Source organism: Flavobacterium algoritolerans (assembly GCF_030010385.1).
Taxonomy (GTDB): Bacteria; Bacteroidota; Bacteroidia; order Flavobacteriales; family Flavobacteriaceae; genus Flavobacterium; species Flavobacterium algoritolerans.
In genome coordinates this window covers 180311-199502 of the sequence record NZ_JASCRZ010000002.1, presented here as the reverse complement: position 1 = coordinate 199502, position 19192 = coordinate 180311, and the positions used below count along the sequence as shown (strand labels likewise).

Sequence of the window (19192 nt, the reverse complement as noted above, 5' to 3'; positions counted from 1 at the left end):
TCAAAATTATAAATTATTTTAAACCCTCTATTTCTGCTGGAATACTTTTCGATTTTCTAGAAAAAATGAGCTTTTCATTAAAAACAACTATCGAAATTATAATCAGGAAATAGGAAAATAACTGAAGTGAACTAACGTTTTCATCATAATAAAATATAGCTAATAGAAACCCAATAATCGGATTAATATAAATCATAATCCCAACTTCTGAGGAATTAATTCCTTTTAAAGCGTACAAGTTTAAAAACAACGGAATAATAGTAAAAAAGACAACGATTACCAGTAAACATGCATAAAATAAGAGTTCTGTAGGCAAATCTCCGCTATAATTGGGATAAAAAGGAAGCAGAATTATTGCCGTAAAAACCAATTGAATTGTCAAAACAAGGAGTTTATCCAATTCACTATTTTTTCGTTGACTCACTAAATACATTGCATACGTCGCTGCCGTAATAAGGCTGTAAAAAATGTCTTTAAAATGATTCAATGACAATAAAATACAACTAAAGGCACTTATCAAAACGGCAACCCATTGCCATTTACTCAGTTTCTCTTTTAATATTAAAAAAGCCAATATGGTCGTTAAAATTGGGCAAATCATATACGCTAATGAAGCCGCTTTTACACTAACGTGATTCATCACATAAATAAAAACAAACCAGTTTGAGGATAGAAATACGCCACCGCCAAGTGTCAACGTGATAACACTTTGCTTTTGTTTTGCTGTCATCGATTTGAAATGATTCCAATTTTGCACCATGATATTGCGTCGAAAAATGACATTGATAATTACCATCAGCACCACACTAAAAAAAACACGGTAAAATAAAATATCTAAAGAAGGATAATTGTGTAATGGTTTTAATGCTAAACTAAAAAAACCCCAGATAAAAAAGGCAGAGAAAGCAGCTAAATAATATTTGTTAGGTCTCATTATAGTGTGAAATTTGCGCAAAGATAATGATTTCTATTCGCTTTGAATTCATCCAATAGCAGCAATACAATAAAGCACATGCTATTGTATTGCTCTCTCTATTTGAAATTTAAAAACCCAATATCCTGTTAAATAATCTATTTTTAAAGGGGAATGCAATTGGAACAAATTAAAAATTCTATTTTTGTTACAAATATTATAAAAATGAAAAGAGTTGTAAGCCTACTGGTTTTTGCGTTACTGTTAAACGGTTGTGATGATGGAGATTTGATTCAAGAAGACATTAGTTTTGAAGATGTTGCCGCACAAAATTGTACTACAAATGATATTATCTACAAACTAAAGGATAGTGAGGCCCTTATTCTTGAAGTTCTGGGATTTACTTTCCCAACTGAAACTATATCACAGGAATTAGACATTAATACTTCAAATCGTGTACTATACCGCTTTTACAACGGCGCCGTAACTTCCTCAACCATTTGCGAAACTATACCGCCGGCAACACCTATAGTTATGGATCAATGGACTACTTCAGGCGGAAAAATAATTATAAACACTACCGCTATAAAGACCACAAATACTACTGATAACAGTACTAAAATTACGGGTTACAATCATAATATTACCTTTAAAAACATCACATTTGTAAAAAGTAACGGAACACAAGTTTACGAAACATTCCCTTTTGGTGACTATATAATTAGTGCTACTCCTTTACCTTTTGCATTCAATAAAACGCTTGAACAATGCAGTTCTTCAAAACAATTGTATGATTACAATAGTAGTGAAGCTCTTATTTTAGACATTGATCCCGCTTTAATTGTTAATCAAGCGACACCGCTAAACGCTCCAAGAACCGGATTAATAAGTGATACCAAAAACAAACTTACGTATCGATTATTCTCTGGTTTACTTACTGGTGCTTATTTTTGCAACACCACTTTTCCGGCAACTCCTGCAGTAAGTGAAGAATGGATCGCAGTAGCTGGAGTGGCAAACGAAAGCGGAATTGTAGAGGTAACTACTACTACTTTAGGAGCTGGTTTCAAACACACCGTTGTCCTTAAAAAAGCAAAAATGAAAAAAGGAAGCAGTGATTTTATTTTAGGTGATAATTACATTTATGGTGAATTATTGACTACGAATTAATTCCAAATAAGAAGCAAAAACAGAGGCAAAAAACAATCGTTTTTAGTCCCAAAAAAAGGTCCGATTTTCAAGCAAATTTTCTAATGAAAAGGGCTTAAAAATCGGACCTTTTTTTGAGTTTTTAAAAACTAAAACAAAACTTACATGGCACTTTGCTTGATAAAAACTTCTGTTGCGCCTTGACCATATTTTTGATAATTCCCTTCTTGAAAAGCAATGTTGTCATAGCGACCCAATAAAAAATCCAGCTCTGCTTTTAGAACTCCTTCACCCACGCCGTGAATAAAAACAATCTTTGGAATGCGATTTCGGATGGCAAATTCTATGTGACGTTTTGCCGTATCAGTCTGCAAAGTCAGAATATCATAATTCGACATTCCGCGTTTATTTGGCACCAGTTTTTCGATGTGTAAATCAAACTCCGGAGCGGGAATTTCGTGCTTTGATTTCTTTTCTTTCACAAAATTTCGTGGTTTTGGTATCTCTTTTTCTTTTGAAACCTCACTTACATTAATTCTTCTGATAGAATCAAGTAAGTTACTGGAATCGTTTATTTTAATCAATTCATTGACAAAAAATGTCATCAAAAATCCATCCTCTGTTTCAATCGTAACTTGCTTCTCGTTGACTGACAACACTACTCCATTGATGGCTTCATCGAGTACTGAAACCTTATCTCCTTTGTTAAACATTTTCGTCTTCTTTATCTTGATTTTTACTTGGCGTCTTAGCACTCAATTGCATCATTCCCATCATGAAAACCACAATTGCAATTACCATTATATACACATTTTTTTCGGCACTCACCTGCTCGTATAAAGCAACAGTTATCGCCACAACCATTATTGGAATTATAAACTTTCTCATCTTTTTAAATATCAGTTTTCAAAAGTAATGAATTTAAAATTGCATCAATTATTATCGCAACCGTTTCTTATTTTTTCGTAAAATTGTAAAAAGAAAAACCATTGGATTTAGAAAAATATATGCTCCCTTGTTTAAGCAAAACACTCTTTGGAATAGAGTGTTTGGGCTGTGGTTTTCAGAGGGGCTTTTTGCTGCTTTTGAATGGCGATTTTGAAGGTGCTTTTAAGATGTATCCAGCCATTTTTACCACCCTGTTATTTCTGGGAATTCTAGGTTTTAATTTTATCGACAAAAACAGGAATTACAAAAAAATTATCATTGGCTCGGCAATCTTAAATGGCATTTTTATGATTGTGGGTTATTATTTTAAGCACTACTAAAAAGTTCTTTTTTTGATTTTTTAGAACAAAAATTATTTGATTCGAGTCAAAATATCATTCATCATTTCGATTTGGACTTTTTGAATTTCTATTAATTCTTCTTGTTGGTGCATAATTAAATGATCCAGTTTTTCATGAAGCATTCTAATTTCCAGTTCTGATTTCAGATTTATCATATAATCTTTTTTGGCTCTTTCCCTGTCTTTTTCTTCTTGACGATTTTGACTCATCATAATTACTGGAGCTTGAAGTGCGGCAAGACACGACAAAATTAAATTCAACAAAATAAATGGGTACGGATCAAATCCTTTATTCAAGAAAACATAAATATTAATCAGAATCCAAAAAAGAATAAATACTCCAAAAAGGATTATAAATTTCCAGCTTCCACCAAAAGCAGCAACTTTATCAGCGACTTTTTGCCCCACTGTACGAACACCAATTTCATCCTCTACAGTACTCACTAATGATTTATCTTCGTTCAAGGAACCGATAACTCTGGTTTCCAGATTTGACAACTCCCCTATTTCGACCAATAAATAATTAGAAATGTATTTCTCCCGATACATATTCAACTCCCCAATTGAGAGGAATTTGTCCTCATCAAAATCAGGGTAATCATTTTGAATAAGTGCCAATATTGGGTTTCGAATGGTTTTGGCAGCAATTTTATCCGCTATTGGAAATTCTTTTTGGGAAATATCGCTTATAAAAGTAGTCTTGGATTTCATGGATTCTTATTTATTGGCTAATTTAAAAAAACACTTTCATCAAAACTAATAATTCAGCTCCTATACATTGAAAATAAACCAGATACACCCCAACTTTTTATCTTAAAAAGTTAAAACAGTAATTCCCACTGCATTTACTATCCATTTATTTAACAAAAGTGTCTAAATAAACAAGATAGCTTTATGTTTAAGAAAGAAATAATTCGAAATAGTTCAATATCTTTGCGATTCGTTTTAAAACCCATGAAAATGTCACTGAATTACAAAAATATTCCTTTCTGCTATTGTTGTTGCTGTTTTTAAAATCCCCCTTTAAAAAACATTGTTCAAAAACGAATACTAATTGTAATCAACTTAAAATCTGATTATTACAATTTAAGACATCAAACAGCATGAAATCACAAAAAATATTAGACCTTATTGGAAACACGCCTTTAGTAGAAACTACTAATTTGATAAAAAATAAAAATGTAAAACTTTTGTTAAAACTCGAAGGAGACAATCCCGGTGGCAGTGTAAAAGATCGGGCAGCCTACAACATGATAGCTTCTGCACTGGAAAGAGGAGAAATCAAAAAAGGAGATAAACTCATTGAAGCAACCAGTGGAAATACAGGAATTGCTTTGGCGATGATTGCCCAATTATTCAATATCGAAATCGAATTGGTGCTTCCGGAAGATTCCACTAAAGAACGCACCCAAACCATGCGTGCTTATGGCGCAACCGTAATTTTGACACCCGCAGCTACCGGAATAATAGGCTCCAGAGATTATGCTGATAAAAAAGTAGCCGAAGGCGGTTACATCATGCTCAATCAGTTTGCAAATGATGACAACTGGAAAGCACATTATAAAACCACAGGCCCTGAAATATGGAATGATACAGAAGGAACCGTAACCCATTTTGTTTCTGCTATGGGAACAACGGGAACCATTATAGGCACATCTACCTATTTGAAGGAAATGAATCCTGCGATTCAAATTGTAGGCGCTCAACCCAGCGATGGATCTCAAATTCCAGGAATCAGAAAATGGCCAGAAGAATATTTACCTAAAATTTTTGACGCAAAAAAAGTAGATACAATCATTGAAGTCTCTGAAGAAGAAGCACGAGCCATGACCAAACGTTTGGCTCTGGAAGAAGGAGTTTTTGCAGGAATGAGCAGTGGCGGTTCTGTTGCTGCGGCAATAAAAATAGCCGAAGAATTAGAATCAGGAGTTATTGTAGCCATTATCTGTGACCGTGGTGATCGCTATTTGTCCACGGATTTGTTTGATTAAATTAATTAGGCGTTATAAAAACAACCTTCCTTTTCTGTATCTTTCGGATATAAAAAGGAAGGTTGTTTCGATTTTAAGAAAGAACAATTTCTATTTTTAATCAAAACCTATTAACTGATTCACACTTTATAATCTGGTTACAAATGAAAAACACACCATTAATTTACTGCATTCTATTTTTATCAATCATTATGGGAGGAAAAGTACAGGCTCAAGACTGGCCAAATTTAAATAAATACCAAAATGAAAATGCAAATCTGAAACCGGTAACGCCCGGACAAAAAAGAATTGTATTTATGGGAGATTCCATAACTGAATTTTGGAGTATAACCGACCCCGAATATTTTGCCGGAAAACCATACGTTAATCGCGGTATTAGCGGTCAAACTACGCCTCAGATGCTGGTACGTTTCAGAGCTGATGTTATTGCTTTAAAACCCGCCGCTGTACTTATTTTGGCTGGGATAAATGATATTGCCGGCAATACCGGTCCTGCAACATTGGATATGATTGCAAATAATATTTTTTCGATGGCCGAATTGGCAAAAGCAAACCAGATTAAAGTCATTCTTTGTTCTGTATTGCCCGCTTATGATTTCTCTTGGAAGCCCAATCAAAATCCAGCTGAAAAAGTAATGGTACTCAATAAAATGATAAAAAATTACGCTGACGCCAATGGCATTCTATATCTTGATTACTTTTCGGCTATGGCAGATGAACGAAAAGGTTTGCCTGCTTCGTACTCTAATGATGAAGTACACCCAAATAAAACAGGATATCAAGTAATGGCACCACTTGCGGAAAAAGCAATCACCAAAGTCTTATTGCAAAAATAAATTATTACTTTAAAAAGAAACGAAAAATGAACTATCGCAGATTGGGTAAAACAGATTTTGAAATTTCAGAAATATCTCTTGGCACATGGCAGGTAGGCGGAAAATGGGGTTCTCCTTTCAATGATAAAACCGCAGATGAGTTAATCAATACCGCGATTGACAACGGCGTAAATTTTATTGATACAGCCGATGTTTATGAAAACGGATTAAGTGAAACTGCGGTAGGTCGAGTGGTTCGTTCCCGTTCTGAACGAATTTATGTGGCTACAAAATGCGGCCGTCATATTAATCCACATGTAAATGAAGGTTATCAGCCCAAAGTGCTACAACAATTTGTGGAAGATAGTTTGAGAAGAACTGGACTTGAAACACTGGATTTAATACAATTGCATTGTCCTCTGACTGAAGTATTTTATCGTCCGGAAATATTTGAAATGTTTGACCGTTTGAAAGAGCAAGGGAAAATTTTAAATCTTGGCGTTAGCGTCGAAAAAGTGGAAGAAGGACTAAAAGCGATTGAATTTCCAAATGTAACTTCGGTTCAGATTATTTTTAATCTTTTCCGTCAGCGTCCATCCGAACTATTTTTCAAAGAAGCGCTAAAACGTGATGTGGGCATTATTGCAAGAGTTCCTTTAGCGAGCGGGCTTCTGACAGGGAAATTCAATGCTAAAACTACTTTTAACACTCAAGATCATCGTAATTTTAATCGAAATGGCGAAGCTTTTGACAAAGGCGAAACATTTTCCGGCATTAATTACGAACTAGGCTTAAAAGCCGTAGAAGAATTGAAAGCATTATTTCCTGAAAGCACGAACTTGGCTCCAATTGCTTTGCAATGGATTTTAGGTTTTGATGAAGTAAGTTGCATTATTCCTGGCGCTTCTAACGAAAGTCATGTGCTGTCTAATTTATCGGTTTACGATTTACCTAAATTGACCTACGAGAAAATTGCAGCGATGAATGAAATTTATGAGCGTTATATAAAACCAGAAGTGCATCAACTTTGGTAATCATTTAATCATATAAAAAAGGCTCGATTTAAGTTAAATCGAGCCTTTTTTATATGTGAATTTTTATTTTTATGCTAACGTTGCAGTCGTCGAAATTGCAGCATTCAATAGTTTAGAAATAGGACAATTTTTCTCTGCCTTTGTCACTAATTCTTGAAAAACATTATCTGTAATTGCACTTATTTTTGCATTTACCGTTAAGTGGGAAGTAATAATTGTTCCTTCCACCAAGTCGATATCACATTTAGTCTCGATACTCTCTATTTCAAAACCAGCTTCAGTGATATAAGCCGAAAGTTGCATCGTAAAACAGCCTGAGTGCGCTGCGGCAACTAATTCTTCCGGATTAGTCCCCACTCCTTCTTCAAAACGGGATTTGAAAGAATATTGTGTGTCTTTTAATGTGGTACTTTGTGTGGTAAGTTTCCCGGCTCCTTCTTTAAGTGAACCATTCCAAACTGCGGTTGCATTTCTTTTCATAATTATAAATTTTTATGTTTTCTCAAATTTAGTTCATTTGTAAAAAAACGCTTTCGGAAATAGGATTTTTTAACGAAAATTTAAAGTTCGTTGTATTTTATACAATACGTTAAAAAATAATCGAAAAAGTAGCACCTTTATTAGCTCCATTGCTTTCTGCTAAAATTTGTCCATCGTGTCTTTCTATTATTTTTTTACATAAATACAATCCAATTCCTGTTGATGGCTCATTTGACGTACCTAATTTACTCATTTTAGTGAATTTTTTGAATAGTTCGTGGCTTTGCTTTTGGTCAAAACCTATACCTGCATCTGCTATTGTAAAAAACAATTTGCCTTCTTGCATATAAACACGAACTTTTATTTCACTATCCGGAAACGAGAATTTTATAGCATTATCAATTAAGTTTACTAAAACTCGTATCAATAATACTTTATCAATTTTCAAGAGTGCTTCTTCGACTTCAATTGATAAATCGAGTTTAAGGTTTTTATTACTTAGCAGCTGATCCAATTGTTTTGATACAACAGAAAAAATAGAAGAAAACTGAACAATATCATTTTCGGATTTTTTTTCTATAATTTGATCTTGCTCTTTCAGAAGCTTGATGAAGTTTTCAATATAATTATACTGTTGTTCTGTAGATTGAAGGATTAATTCAGCTAATTCTGTTATTGCTTCAGAAGGCTCTTCCTCTAAAATAAGTAATGCCACCGACTTAGAATTCCCTACAAAGTTTCTTAAATCATGGGAAAGCAAATACACTAAATCTTGTTTTTCTGTAATAAAATTTTCATTTTCAGCGATTGAATCCTGAATATTGCTCATCAATAAACCTGCTTCGTCAGAGAAATTAGTTGGTAATGAAGGAACAATTCTCTTGTTTCTATACACATGTAAGGCTTTAGAAGCTACTTCAATTGGCTTAATTAGCTGCTTTAAAAATAGCAAAGTTGTACCTGTAGCTACTAAGGTCATTATAAGTGCAAAAATTAAAATGGTATCTGCAGAAATAGTTTTACTGCCATAAAGCACAAAAAACAACAACCCAATCAACGGAATATGAATTCCTATAAATGCGACAAACAAAAATTTGAACGCATAACTTTTTTTAAGAAAACCTATGTTAGATAATTTTTTATACAACTGCATAGACAATTTGTTTTCGTTTTTTTTTAAACAACAGAAAATAACAAAGAACAAAATAAGTGATTAATTTCTTACCAATACTCAGGATTTTCTAAATAAAATATTAAATTAACTATTTTACTTCAACCAACATACGTTTAAAAAGAGTATTTGGTTCTTAAAGTCGTTTTTTTAATACTATTCTTATATTTTTTTATCGAAATAAAGTAAAATTACTTATCTGAAATCTTCCCTAAACAACAAAACTCAACTCTGCCCCACAATTCCCTGCTCCAGATTACAACGAAAAACCCGCCGTTGCGAAAGCTTTGGAATACTTGTCAGTAGAGAGCGATTCCTCGTTCCCCTTAAAGAGAGTAGAAAAAATGCTCCTTTACAAGCGTAGTGTTACTGCTTGCGGAACTGGGGGTTTATGGCGGTAAGCCGCAATAGCTCGAATAAAAAACACTTGAAATTAAAAATATTTCCTAATTTGAATTTATAAAACCATTCAAACGCTTATTTTTGCGCTATGGCAAAGAAAAATACAGACAAAGTTGTCTTTCATCAAATAAAAGTCCTTGATGCTGGTGCAAAAGGCGTTTCGGTAGCAAAGGCTCCCGATGGAAAAGTAGTTTTTATCCCGAATGTGGTTCCGGGTGACGTGGTTGATGTGCAAACTTTCAAGAAGCGTAAGGCTTATTATGAAGGAAAAGCGGTTCATTTTCATGAATATTCAGAGCATCGTGTAGAGCCTATTTGCGAGCATTTTGGTGTTTGTGGCGGTTGTAAATGGCAGAATATGAAATACAGCCAACAGTTGTATTACAAGCAAAATGAGGTGAAAAACCATTTGCAACGCATTGGAAAAATAGAACTTCCGGAATTTGAACCGATTCTTGGTTCAGAAAAACAGTTTTTTTACAGAAACAAAATGGAATTTTCGTTTTCGAACTGCCGTTGGTTAACCGAAAAAGAAATTGACAGCACCGAAGATTTAGGAAACAGAAACGCACTTGGTTTTCACATTCCGAAAATGTGGGACAAAATTCTGGACATTAATAAATGTCATTTACAGGAAGACCCATCGAATGCGATTAGAAACGAGGTTCGCGCTTTTGCTAACGAACATGGTTTGACTTTCTTTAATCCAAGAGCGCACGAAGGTTTATTGAGAACTTTGATGCTAAGAACGGCTTCAACAGGTGAAATCATGGTTTTGATTCAGTTTTTTGAAAACGACAAAGCCAACAGAGAATTACTTCTCGACCATCTTTACGAGAAATTCCCGCAAATTACTTCGCTGCAATATGTCATCAATAATAAAGCGAACGATACTTTATACGATACCGATATTAAATTATATAAAGGAAGAGATTATATTCTAGAAGAAATGGAAGGTTTGAAATTTAGCATTAATGCAAAATCTTTTTACCAAACCAACTCTGACCAAGCCTACGAATTGTATAAAATAACGCGCGATTTTGCCGGTCTTACCGGAAATGAAATTGTGTATGATTTATATACTGGAACGGGAACTATTGCACAGTTTGTTTCGAAAAAGGCAAAAAAAGTAATTGGTGTAGAAAGTGTTCCTGAAGCTATTAAAGATGCCAAACTGAATGCTGAACGCAATGAAATTACCAATTGTGAGTTCTTTGTAGGAGATATGAAGGTTGTTTTCAACGATAGTTTCATCGCACAACACGGTCATCCTGATGTGATTATCACCGATCCACCAAGAGACGGAATGCACAAAGATGTAATTGAACAAATTATGAAAATTGCTCCTGAAAAAGTAGTTTATGTAAGTTGTAATTCGGCTACACAAGCGCGTGATTTGGCTTTAATGGATGAAAAATACAAAGTGACTCGAGTACGTCCTGTGGATATGTTTCCACAAACGCATCACGTGGAGAATGTTGTACTTTTGGAAAGAAGATAATTGATTTTTGATTGCAGATTCTTGAATGTTGATTACAGATTTTAAAAATTGTCATTGCTATTGTCATTGAAATTTTTCACTTCAGCTATCCTATTGCATAACGCATTACACAAAACAAATTGTAAATGAAAAAAATAATTTTATTGGTATTCGTATTAGCGCTATCCTTCTCCAGCTGTGAGAAAGATGACATTTGCGATGCAAATACACCAACAACACCACGATTGGTGATTGGCTTTTATGATTTCTTGAATCCTTCTGTTTTAAAAAACGTGACAAATCTAAAAGTAGTTGGCGAAGGAATGACGGATGGAATCTTATTTAACGGTAGCCAAACGACAAGTGGAAATACTATTTCTATTCCGTTAAAAACTGTTGGAACAAGCACAACCTATAGTTTTACATTAAATTCAGGAAATCCTAATCCTGCATTGGTTGACGAAGACATCATAAAATTTGATTATACCACACAAGAACTTTTTGTTTCCAGAGCGTGTGGCTATAAATCAATTTTCACATTAGACCCCACAAATCCATATAAACATACTGATGCAACAACTGCAAATCAAAAATGGATAAAATTTATATCTGTTGAAAAAAGTAACTTAGAAAACGAAAATGAAACACATATTAAGATCTTTTTTTAGTTTTTGTCTCCTATTATCGTTGACTTTGGTACAAGCTCAGGACCCGAGCCCAAAAGGCGAACGGGCGAAGCAAACTACTCCTGTCAAAAGTGATCCAAAAAACACCAAAACGGACCAGATGATTCCTGAAGCGCCATTACCATTGGTCAAAATTAATCCTGAAATCATAAAGAACGATTCGATTCCTGTAAAAACAGACCGATATGGGATTCGTATTGGACTGGATTTATTCAAGCTGACACGCGCTTTATATGATAAAGATTACAAAGGAATTGAGTTTGTGGGAGATTATCGATTGACAAAAAAATATTTTTTGGCTGCCGAAATTGGAAACGAAAACAAAACCACGGATGATGACCGCCTTAATTTCACTACCAAAGGTTCGTATCTAAAAGCAGGTTTTGATTATAATGTTTATGAAAACTGGCTGGATATGGAAAATATTATTTCCGTAGGCATGCGCTATGGTTTCAGTACTTTTAATCAGCAATTGAACAGTTATCGAATTTATAATGCCAACCCTTATTTTGGCGAAGTTCCTGTAATTCCCTCCGGCAAAAAGTTTGATGGTTTAACAGCCAGTTGGATTGAAGTGGTAGCCGCAGTGAAAGCAAAAGTATTCAATAATGTATTTGTGGGTTTCAGTCTTCGATTGAATCGATTGGTGACCAATAAAGAACCTGAGAACTTCTCTAACTTATATATTCCTGGATTTAACAGGACTTACGATGGTGATTTTGGAGTAGGATTTAACTATACCGTTACCTATTTTGTCCCTATTTATAAGAAAAAAGTAAAACCTGTTGCAGTTCCTAAAAAAGCTGATAAAAAATAATTACGAATTAGGAATAAAAAAATATCGCAAAGAAAACAATCAGTTCTCTTTGCGATATTTTTTTTAATTCGTAATTTTAAGCTACCCTATTTCCTTAATTCCTTTCATGAAAATCCATTTCATGAATAATTTATCTCCGTCTTTGGTTTTTATCGCATGGAATTTTGGCGACAAAAGTGTTCCAATGACAAATGCAGTTAACGGAATCCAAACTCCGGTTAAATTAGTAAAATGTGCTACTACATATCGAGCGGAAATAAATAATATTGCAAAACATCCCAATTGGTATAGAAATGCTCGTATTTGTAATTTGGTCATTTTTTTAAGTCTTAAAGTTTTAAAGTCAAAGGTCGAAAAGTAAAAAATTGAATATTGCTTATTCAGCATTATCAGTTGTTACCTGAAACTTTGTTCTCTTACTTCCTTCGTACATTTCGTATTTTACTAAACGAGCTTCTAAACCAGCGTTAAAAAGTTTGATTTTCCTAGAAGGTTTAAGACCTACATATTTCAAAGCTTCCAGATTTGCTGTAATCATCCAAGCATTCGTTCCTGGGTAATTTTTCTTCAAAGTATCACCAATATTTTTGTAGAATTCTTCCATGTGAATATCCAAACGCTCATCATACGGCGGGTTGAAAACGATGTGCAATTTTCCTTCTGAAGTCTTTTCAGTATCAAAAAAGTTTTGTTCTTCAATCGAAATATATTCATCCAGATTGGCATTTTTGATATTGTCTTTGGCTTTTTGAACCGCACTTGGTGCTTTATCATAGCCTTTTATCGTGTAATGAAACTCTCTAATACGTTTCAATAAACTGTCTGAAATAGCATCAAACAAATCATTGTCCCAATCGTTCCATTTTTCGAAAGCAAATTCTTTACGGTTGATGTTTGCCGGAATATTGCAAGCAATCATTGCTGCTTCGGCTAAGAATGTTCCCGAACCACACATTGGATCCAAGAAATCCGTTTGACCGTCCCAACCGGAAAGCAATAGAATTCCTGCTGCCAAAACCTCGTTTATAGGAGCAATATTAGTAGCAGTTCTGTACCCACGTTGATTCAATGCATTTCCTGAAGTATCAAGCGCTACTGAAATCTGGTCTTTATCGATATGGATGTTGATTCTTAAATCAGGATGTACTTTATCAATACTTGGTCGTTGCCCCGTTCTTTCTCTGAACTGATCGACAATCGCATCTTTACATTTTTGAGAAACAAATTCCGAGTGATTAAAATATTCCGAATGTACTGTTGTATCAATCACAAAAGTCTGATTGGCATTCAGTAATTTAGACCAATTCACTCCCGAAATGCCTTTGTATAGAGCCTGCTCATTATTTGCCTTGAAAAAATAAATAGGTTTCAGGATTTTCAAAGCCGTACGCAAAGACAAATTTGCTTTGTACATAAACCCTTTATCCCCTTTAAAACTTACCATTCTCACGCCCTGCTCCACGTTTTGTGCACCAAGGTTTTGCAATTCTTTTGCTAATATTTCTTCAAAACCAAAAAAGGTTTTGGCAACCATTTTATAATTATTTTCCATTGTAAAATCAAGATTTCGGTGCAAAAATACACTAAATTTGCATCAATCGAATTAATTGAAAAAGAATAAATGTCTGTAGCACAAAATCCACCAACTGAAAATCATCTGAAATCATCTGAAAACTGGTATACCTCTTGGTTTGACACTCCGTATTACCACATCCTTTACAAAGACAGAAACTATAGAGAAGCTCAGGTTTTTATGGATAATCTTACCCATTATCTCAATCTTCCAGAAAAGGCAAAAGTATTGGATTTAGCGTGTGGCAAAGGCCGACATTCTATTTATTTGAACCAATTAGGATTTAATGTTCTTGGAGCTGATTTATCTGAAAACAGTATTGCCGAAGCCACTAAAAATACGAATGAAACCCTTCATTTCAAAGTACACGATATGCGTGAACCTTTTGAAGAAAAATTCGATGCCATTTTCAATTTATTTACCAGCTTTGGTTATTTCGAAAATGACGAAGACAATCTAACTACTTTAAAAGCCATCAAAGAAAGCCTTTCGGAATATGGCTTTGCCGTGATTGACTTCATGAATGTTGCTCAAGTACTCGAAACACTGGTTCCTGAAGAAACAAAAACGGTCGAAGGCATCGAGTTTCATATCAAACGCTACTTAAAAGACGGTCATATTTACAAAGAAATTGACTTTGAAGACAAAGGTCAAAAATTTCATTTTACCGAAAAAGTAAAAGCCCTTACCCTAAAAGATTTCGAAGAATTAATGGAAGAAGCCGGAATTTATCTATTGGATATTTTTGGTGATTACAAATTGAAAAAATTCCATAAAACAGATAGTGAACGCTTAATCATGATTTTTAAATAAATGAATTACCTTTTACCTTTACTTTCCGTAATCTTAGGATACATCGTCGCATTGATTATACGTCCAAAGAACAAAACCAACCTAAAATTGCTATTGGCTTTCAGTGGTTCTTTTTTACTTTCATTAACGGTAATGCATTTATTGCCTGAAATTTATGAAAGTGCAAATCCAAACATTGGACTTTTTATCATGCTGGGAATCTTGTTCCAAATTATATTGGAATTTTTCTCAAAAGGAGCTGAACACGGTCACGTTCACGGACATGAAATAATGACACAAATCCCGTGGTTATTATTCATCAGCCTTTGTATACATGCATTTTTAGAAGGATTTCCAGTAAGCCATCATCATGATTTAGCCATAGGAATTGCCATCCATCATTTGCCTATTGCAATTATTCTGACTACATTTTTCATCAATGCAAGTCTGAATAAAAAAGCCATTTTTTTCTTCATGGTCACCTTTGCTGTCATGACACCGCTAGGAACTATTTTATCTGATTATTTACCAATATTAAACATGTATTATACTGAAATTACAGCCATTGTAATAGGAATATTATTTCATATTTCATCTACCATTATTTTCGAAAGCAGCGAAGGACACAAGTTCAATATCGCCAAAGTTTCGATGATTGTGATAGGAATTGCATTGGCATATTTTATATAAATTTATAAAGCTAAGAAACAGAAATAAACAGATTTCTGTTTCTTAGCTTTTAATTTTCTAATTACCTCCAGTTCTTTTATTCTCCTCCTTATTTCCAAAATCACGCTGTTGTACATTGATCTTTTTGTTTCCAAAATTATAAACCACAGATAAACGTACAAATCGATTACTTTCTTTCTGCTCATATACCTGTTTTACACCGTTTATAACTGAAGTAAAGTCTTTTAAATAAGAGGTGTTAAAAATATCATTTGCCAAAAATGCAATCTGCATGGTTTTATTAAACAAATCCTGTTTGAAACTAATATCAAAACTCGAGGCATATCCTACTTCATATAAACCGGATTTAAAAGGCGTTGTGTACGTAAAATCGATTTGCAATTTTGTCGTTTTACTTAATAAAAAAGTATTATTTGTAGAAAAATCAATTTGTAAACTGTTTGATGGTGTAGCATTGATATCTTTAATAAATTCTGTTTTTGCTCCCAAAAGGTACAATGAATTTTCACTAGACCACCAATCTGTAAAACTTGCCGAGTAACTTTCCCCTATTCCATAATTTAAGTTTTTAAAATAATTCTCGCGGGTTACAATCTGCGTATTGGTTTCTGGGTTTGAGGTAAACAAAACTCCATAACCGTTTGTAATTGCATTTACAAAAACACTCGTTCTAAAAATCTCTTTATAAGAATGTGCCAACTCAAAATTATCACTAAATGAAGGTCTTAAAAACGGATTTCCTTCGGAATAACTATTGCTGTTGATGTAAATTCTGAACGGATTCAATAAGTCAAAACGTGGTCTGTTGATTCTTTTTCCATAATTCAAACTAAAAGTATTGTTTTCGTTTTTCTTGTAAGAAGCGTAAAACGTTGGGAATAATTTCAAATAATTATTTTCTGTTTCCTGATTTAAAGTTTCAGAAAATCCATTTGTTTGAGTGTTCTCCAATCTTAATCCCATTTGGAAATTCCATTTTTCATTGAGTTTTTTATCTGCATTTACATAAACTGCCTGATTGTTTTCAGTGTATTTAAATCGGTTGGACTGGTTCGAATCTAATTCCGGAGTTCCTGTAATTGTATTGAAATAAAGTACATCACTTACGCTATTTGTAAAACTAATTTTTGCACCATAAGACAAATTCAACGCTTGAAGCGGATGCTCCATATCTGCCTTAAAACTCCAATTGTCAATATCCTGATTCGAAATGTTTCTTCCCGACTGATTTATATCAACAAATGTCATATCTGGCGTGAAATTATTAGCGACAAAGTTTCTATCGAATTTTGAACTGTAATTAAAATAGTCCACATCAAAAGATAACTTCCTTTTTAAGGAATCTAGTTTGGTAATCAAATGTGCATTATACGTTTGATTTCTTGATCCTTTATCAGTGAAGCTATTGTTCAGTATAACATTATCCAATCCGTTTTGAGTATTGTAATTCTCAATTCTAATATCCGATTTAAAATCAGGGTTATTTCTATCGTTTAAATATTGAAATCCAATAGTAGTATGTTCTGAAAGATCATAATCTAAAGCCAATTTACCCGAAAGATTTTCAGTTTTTACCTTTGTTGCACTTTTCATATGGGAAAGTCCATCAGGAAAATACATTTTTAAATCATCAGTAGCATTCAAATAACCTGTTTTTGCATTAATACTGGCAGAAAATCTAAACTTGTTTTTATTGTAAAAAAAGTTATCTCTTAAAGTATAAATACTATATTTATTTTGATCATAAGAAACTGTAGTCGTGTTTTTCCAGGAATCACGAACTCCTTTTTTCATAATAATATTAATCAATCCCCCAGTTCCTTCGGCATCATATTTTGCCGGCGGATTGCTGATAATTTCAATATTTTTAATATCACTAGCCGAAATTGATTTCAAAAAATTATTCAGTTCCTCACCTACTAATTCAATCATTCGTCCATCTACCATAACACGGGAAGTTCCTTTTCCTAAAATATTAATTGTATTATTCTGAACGACAACTCCGGGAGCCATATTAATGGCACTTAAAGCGTCTCCGCCAACTGTTGTAACATTGTTTTCAAGATTATAAACCAAACGATCCGTTTTCTGTTCGATTGTTCTCTTTTTATATTGAATGATAACCTCTTTTAAATTGGTTGCGCTTTCTTTTAAAATGATTGTTCCTAAATCCATATCATTTTCTATTGTAAACTCTTTTTCATAATCTTTAAATTGTAAAAGGGTGATCCCAATTTTATAAGATCCTTTTTTAAGATTGATTTCAAAACTACCGTCTTGTTTTGAGGTTGAACCGTCTATAATTTTTCCTTCTGAATTCGATATGGAAATATCTGCCCATTCTAATGGAATTGTTTCGCTTGCTATTTTTCCTTTTAATTTAAATGATGCTTGTGCTAAACAAAATAAAGGCAATAATAAAAAGACAAGGAGATTTACTTTTTTCATGATTTCTAATTTTAAAACTTGTTTCGATTAATTTGAAGCAAAGTTGCCTTAGAAATTTTCAGAATTCGACCGACAAAAAAAAGTCGAACCAATTTCTATTCAGAAAATCAGTTCGACTTTATCAGGTATGAAGTACGACTTTTTACAAACAACTCATTATAAGGCGTTTATATAAGCGGTAGGGGTCAAATTGGTGTGTTTTTTAAAAGAGGTATTAAAAGAAGATTTGGAGTTAAAACCAACCTCGTATAAAATTTCCAGAACGGTAAGCTGACTTCTAGACTGATCTTTTAAAATACCCATCGCTTTTTGAATACGATATTCATTGACAAAATCAAAAAAGTGCTGATCTATATGATGATTAATCAAAACCGATAAATCCCGGACCGGAATATCAATTTGATTGGCAAGCTCCTGAATGGTAAGCGATGGATCAAGAAAAGGCTCTTTCTGAGCCATATATTGTTTTAATATCGAAATTTGACTGGAAATCGCATCATCTTGAACATTTTTAGATGCTGTCTTTTCTTCGACTTCAGGCAGAATATCTTTTGTCAATTGTAATCTAGAATTAATTCCCCTAAAAAGTTCCGGATGATTCAATGCTTTCATCACTAACCAACAGGTAATAAATAAAGCTACACTTCCTACAACTACATTTAACCAAAGAAACATTTGTCTGTAATCGCTATACCGTAAAAGGTTTTTTAATGCAACCAAACCGTGCGCGATTAGGAAGACAGTAGTCATCTGAAAAAGATACTTGTATGTCGAAGTACTAGGATTGGTATAGTTTTCCAGATAAATTTCTCTGTATTTCTTCAAAATTAAAAATGCGCTAACAATATAAAACACATATTGAAATTCAATTAAAATCTGGATTAAGTATATTTCAGGCATATGCTCAAGATCTCCGGATAAGAGTTTCATATCTGAATTACTGGCTAAATAAAGTCTTGGAATAAAAACTAAATTAACTAGTAAAATAGGAAGTAAATGCACTAAATGTTTCCATTTCAATCTAAAATCAGAATAACAAACTGACAATACATAAAGATAAAATAAGGGCATTGCCAACAAACAGATTGTCCATCTAAAAATCATCAAATCAAGATAATCCTGAATATAATCAGTAACAAAAAAACCACTAAGATCAATAGCCGAAATAATAAAAAACCAGGCAAATAAACGGTTGGCCAATTTATTTTCAGTTTTAACAGTCAGTAAAAAAAATGCCATCAATAAAGACACAAAAACTGAAATCCGTGCAATCCCTTGCAATAAGATTATTCTATCCATTTATTTTTTAATATTTAACAAATATAATATTTTAGTTCATCTAACAAAGATTCAATAAACTTTCTCCATATGAGAAATTAAAAACTAAAAAAAGTAAATCAATTTATATCAAATTTAAAGAAACTCGACACTAAAAAACCTGAAACTAAAAATAGAAAATTTCG

The 19192-nt window shown here is 33.4% G+C and carries 20 protein-coding genes; 10 read left to right on the top strand and 10 right to left on the bottom strand.

Features of this window, described 5'->3' with window-relative positions; genetic code table 11:
- Positions 1-13: 13 nt before the first annotated feature.
- Positions 14-934: an EamA family transporter gene (locus QLS65_RS06490; protein WP_282716058.1), complete on the bottom strand. Its 921-nt coding sequence runs from the start codon at positions 932-934 to the stop codon at positions 14-16.
- 204 nt (positions 935-1138) lie between these two features.
- Between QLS65_RS06490 and QLS65_RS06485 the strand changes: the two genes are divergently transcribed.
- Entirely contained in the window at positions 1139-2083 is a 945-nt protein-coding gene (locus QLS65_RS06485; protein WP_282712443.1) for a hypothetical protein, read from the top strand.
- A 140-nt stretch (positions 2084-2223) separates the two neighbouring features.
- Here the strand turns inward: QLS65_RS06485 and QLS65_RS06480 are convergent, their stop codons facing one another.
- Positions 2224-2775 carry a Smr/MutS family protein gene (locus QLS65_RS06480; RefSeq protein WP_282716056.1) on the bottom strand — a complete coding sequence of 184 codons (552 nt, stop codon included), beginning with the start codon at positions 2773-2775 and terminating at the stop codon, positions 2224-2226.
- Positions 2768-2950, bottom strand: coding sequence for a hypothetical protein (locus QLS65_RS06475; RefSeq protein ID WP_099714810.1), 183 nt, complete (start codon positions 2948-2950; stop codon positions 2768-2770). The genes QLS65_RS06480 and QLS65_RS06475 overlap by 8 nt, the downstream gene beginning before the upstream one ends.
- Before the next feature lie 101 nt (positions 2951-3051).
- Between QLS65_RS06475 and QLS65_RS06470 the strand changes: the two genes are divergently transcribed.
- Positions 3052-3330 carry a DUF2752 domain-containing protein gene (locus tag QLS65_RS06470; protein WP_282716054.1) on the top strand — a complete coding sequence of 93 codons (279 nt, stop codon included), beginning with the start codon at positions 3052-3054 and terminating at the stop codon, positions 3328-3330.
- A gap of 32 nt (positions 3331-3362) precedes the next feature.
- Here QLS65_RS06470 and QLS65_RS06465 read toward each other — a convergent pair whose 3' ends face one another.
- Entirely contained in the window at positions 3363-4061 is a 699-nt protein-coding gene (locus QLS65_RS06465; RefSeq protein WP_121342509.1) for a DUF1003 domain-containing protein, read from the bottom strand.
- A gap of 392 nt (positions 4062-4453) precedes the next feature.
- Between QLS65_RS06465 and cysM the strand changes: the two genes are divergently transcribed.
- From cysM to QLS65_RS06450, 3 genes are all read left to right on the top strand, one after another.
- Positions 4454-5341: a cysteine synthase CysM gene (gene cysM, locus QLS65_RS06460; protein WP_282716051.1), complete on the top strand. Its 888-nt coding sequence runs from the start codon at positions 4454-4456 to the stop codon at positions 5339-5341.
- 143 nt (positions 5342-5484) lie between these two features.
- Positions 5485-6177, top strand: coding sequence for an SGNH/GDSL hydrolase family protein (locus QLS65_RS06455; protein WP_282712439.1), 693 nt, complete (start codon positions 5485-5487; stop codon positions 6175-6177).
- Positions 6178-6203: 26 nt separating this feature from the next.
- The gene (locus tag QLS65_RS06450) at positions 6204-7190 is read left to right on the top strand and encodes an aldo/keto reductase (protein ID WP_282716050.1); all 987 of its coding nucleotides are present in this window, start codon (positions 6204-6206) and stop codon (positions 7188-7190) included.
- A gap of 69 nt (positions 7191-7259) precedes the next feature.
- On the opposite strand, the gene QLS65_RS06445 is transcribed toward QLS65_RS06450, so the two are convergent.
- Positions 7260-7670 carry an OsmC family peroxiredoxin gene (locus QLS65_RS06445; RefSeq protein ID WP_282712436.1) on the bottom strand — a complete coding sequence of 137 codons (411 nt, stop codon included), beginning with the start codon at positions 7668-7670 and terminating at the stop codon, positions 7260-7262.
- A 109-nt stretch (positions 7671-7779) separates the two neighbouring features.
- Positions 7780-8823, bottom strand: coding sequence for a sensor histidine kinase (locus QLS65_RS06440; protein WP_282712435.1), 1044 nt, complete (start codon positions 8821-8823; stop codon positions 7780-7782).
- Positions 8824-9331: 508 nt separating this feature from the next.
- Between QLS65_RS06440 and rlmD the strand changes: the two genes are divergently transcribed.
- The 3 genes from rlmD to QLS65_RS06425 all read left to right on the top strand — a co-directional run bounded on the left by rlmD (position 9332) and on the right by QLS65_RS06425 (position 12226).
- Positions 9332-10744 (top strand): 23S rRNA (uracil(1939)-C(5))-methyltransferase RlmD, encoded by a 1413-nt coding sequence (rlmD, locus tag QLS65_RS06435; protein WP_282716047.1) that lies wholly within the window; start codon positions 9332-9334, stop codon positions 10742-10744.
- 125 nt (positions 10745-10869) lie between these two features.
- A complete protein-coding gene (locus tag QLS65_RS06430) occupies positions 10870-11391 on the top strand; it encodes a DUF6452 family protein (protein ID WP_282712433.1) in 522 nt (173 codons plus the stop codon).
- Entirely contained in the window at positions 11363-12226 is an 864-nt protein-coding gene (locus QLS65_RS06425) for a DUF6048 family protein (RefSeq protein ID WP_282716045.1), read from the top strand. The genes QLS65_RS06430 and QLS65_RS06425 overlap by 29 nt, the downstream gene beginning before the upstream one ends.
- A gap of 81 nt (positions 12227-12307) precedes the next feature.
- Here the strand turns inward: QLS65_RS06425 and QLS65_RS06420 are convergent, their stop codons facing one another.
- Complete coding sequence (locus QLS65_RS06420) at positions 12308-12544, bottom strand: hypothetical protein (protein ID WP_282716043.1); 237 nt, start codon at positions 12542-12544, stop codon at positions 12308-12310.
- 58 nt (positions 12545-12602) lie between these two features.
- The gene (locus QLS65_RS06415; RefSeq protein ID WP_282716041.1) at positions 12603-13778 is read right to left on the bottom strand and encodes a THUMP domain-containing class I SAM-dependent RNA methyltransferase; all 1176 of its coding nucleotides are present in this window, start codon (positions 13776-13778) and stop codon (positions 12603-12605) included.
- Positions 13779-13847: 69 nt separating this feature from the next.
- On the opposite strand from QLS65_RS06415, the gene QLS65_RS06410 reads away from it, so the two are divergent.
- Positions 13848-14612 carry a class I SAM-dependent methyltransferase gene (locus tag QLS65_RS06410; RefSeq protein WP_282716040.1) on the top strand — a complete coding sequence of 255 codons (765 nt, stop codon included), beginning with the start codon at positions 13848-13850 and terminating at the stop codon, positions 14610-14612.
- The gene (locus QLS65_RS06405; RefSeq protein ID WP_282716038.1) at positions 14613-15281 is read left to right on the top strand and encodes a ZIP family metal transporter; all 669 of its coding nucleotides are present in this window, start codon (positions 14613-14615) and stop codon (positions 15279-15281) included.
- Between the two features lie 57 nt (positions 15282-15338).
- Here QLS65_RS06405 and QLS65_RS06400 read toward each other — a convergent pair whose 3' ends face one another.
- Both QLS65_RS06400 and QLS65_RS06395 read right to left on the bottom strand, forming a co-directional pair.
- Positions 15339-17729 (bottom strand): TonB-dependent receptor, encoded by a 2391-nt coding sequence (locus QLS65_RS06400; protein ID WP_282716036.1) that lies wholly within the window; start codon positions 17727-17729, stop codon positions 15339-15341.
- A gap of 156 nt (positions 17730-17885) precedes the next feature.
- Positions 17886-19028, bottom strand: a complete 1143-nt coding sequence (locus tag QLS65_RS06395) for a helix-turn-helix domain-containing protein (protein ID WP_282716033.1) — start codon at positions 19026-19028, stop codon at positions 17886-17888.
- Positions 19029-19192: the final 164 nt, after the last annotated feature.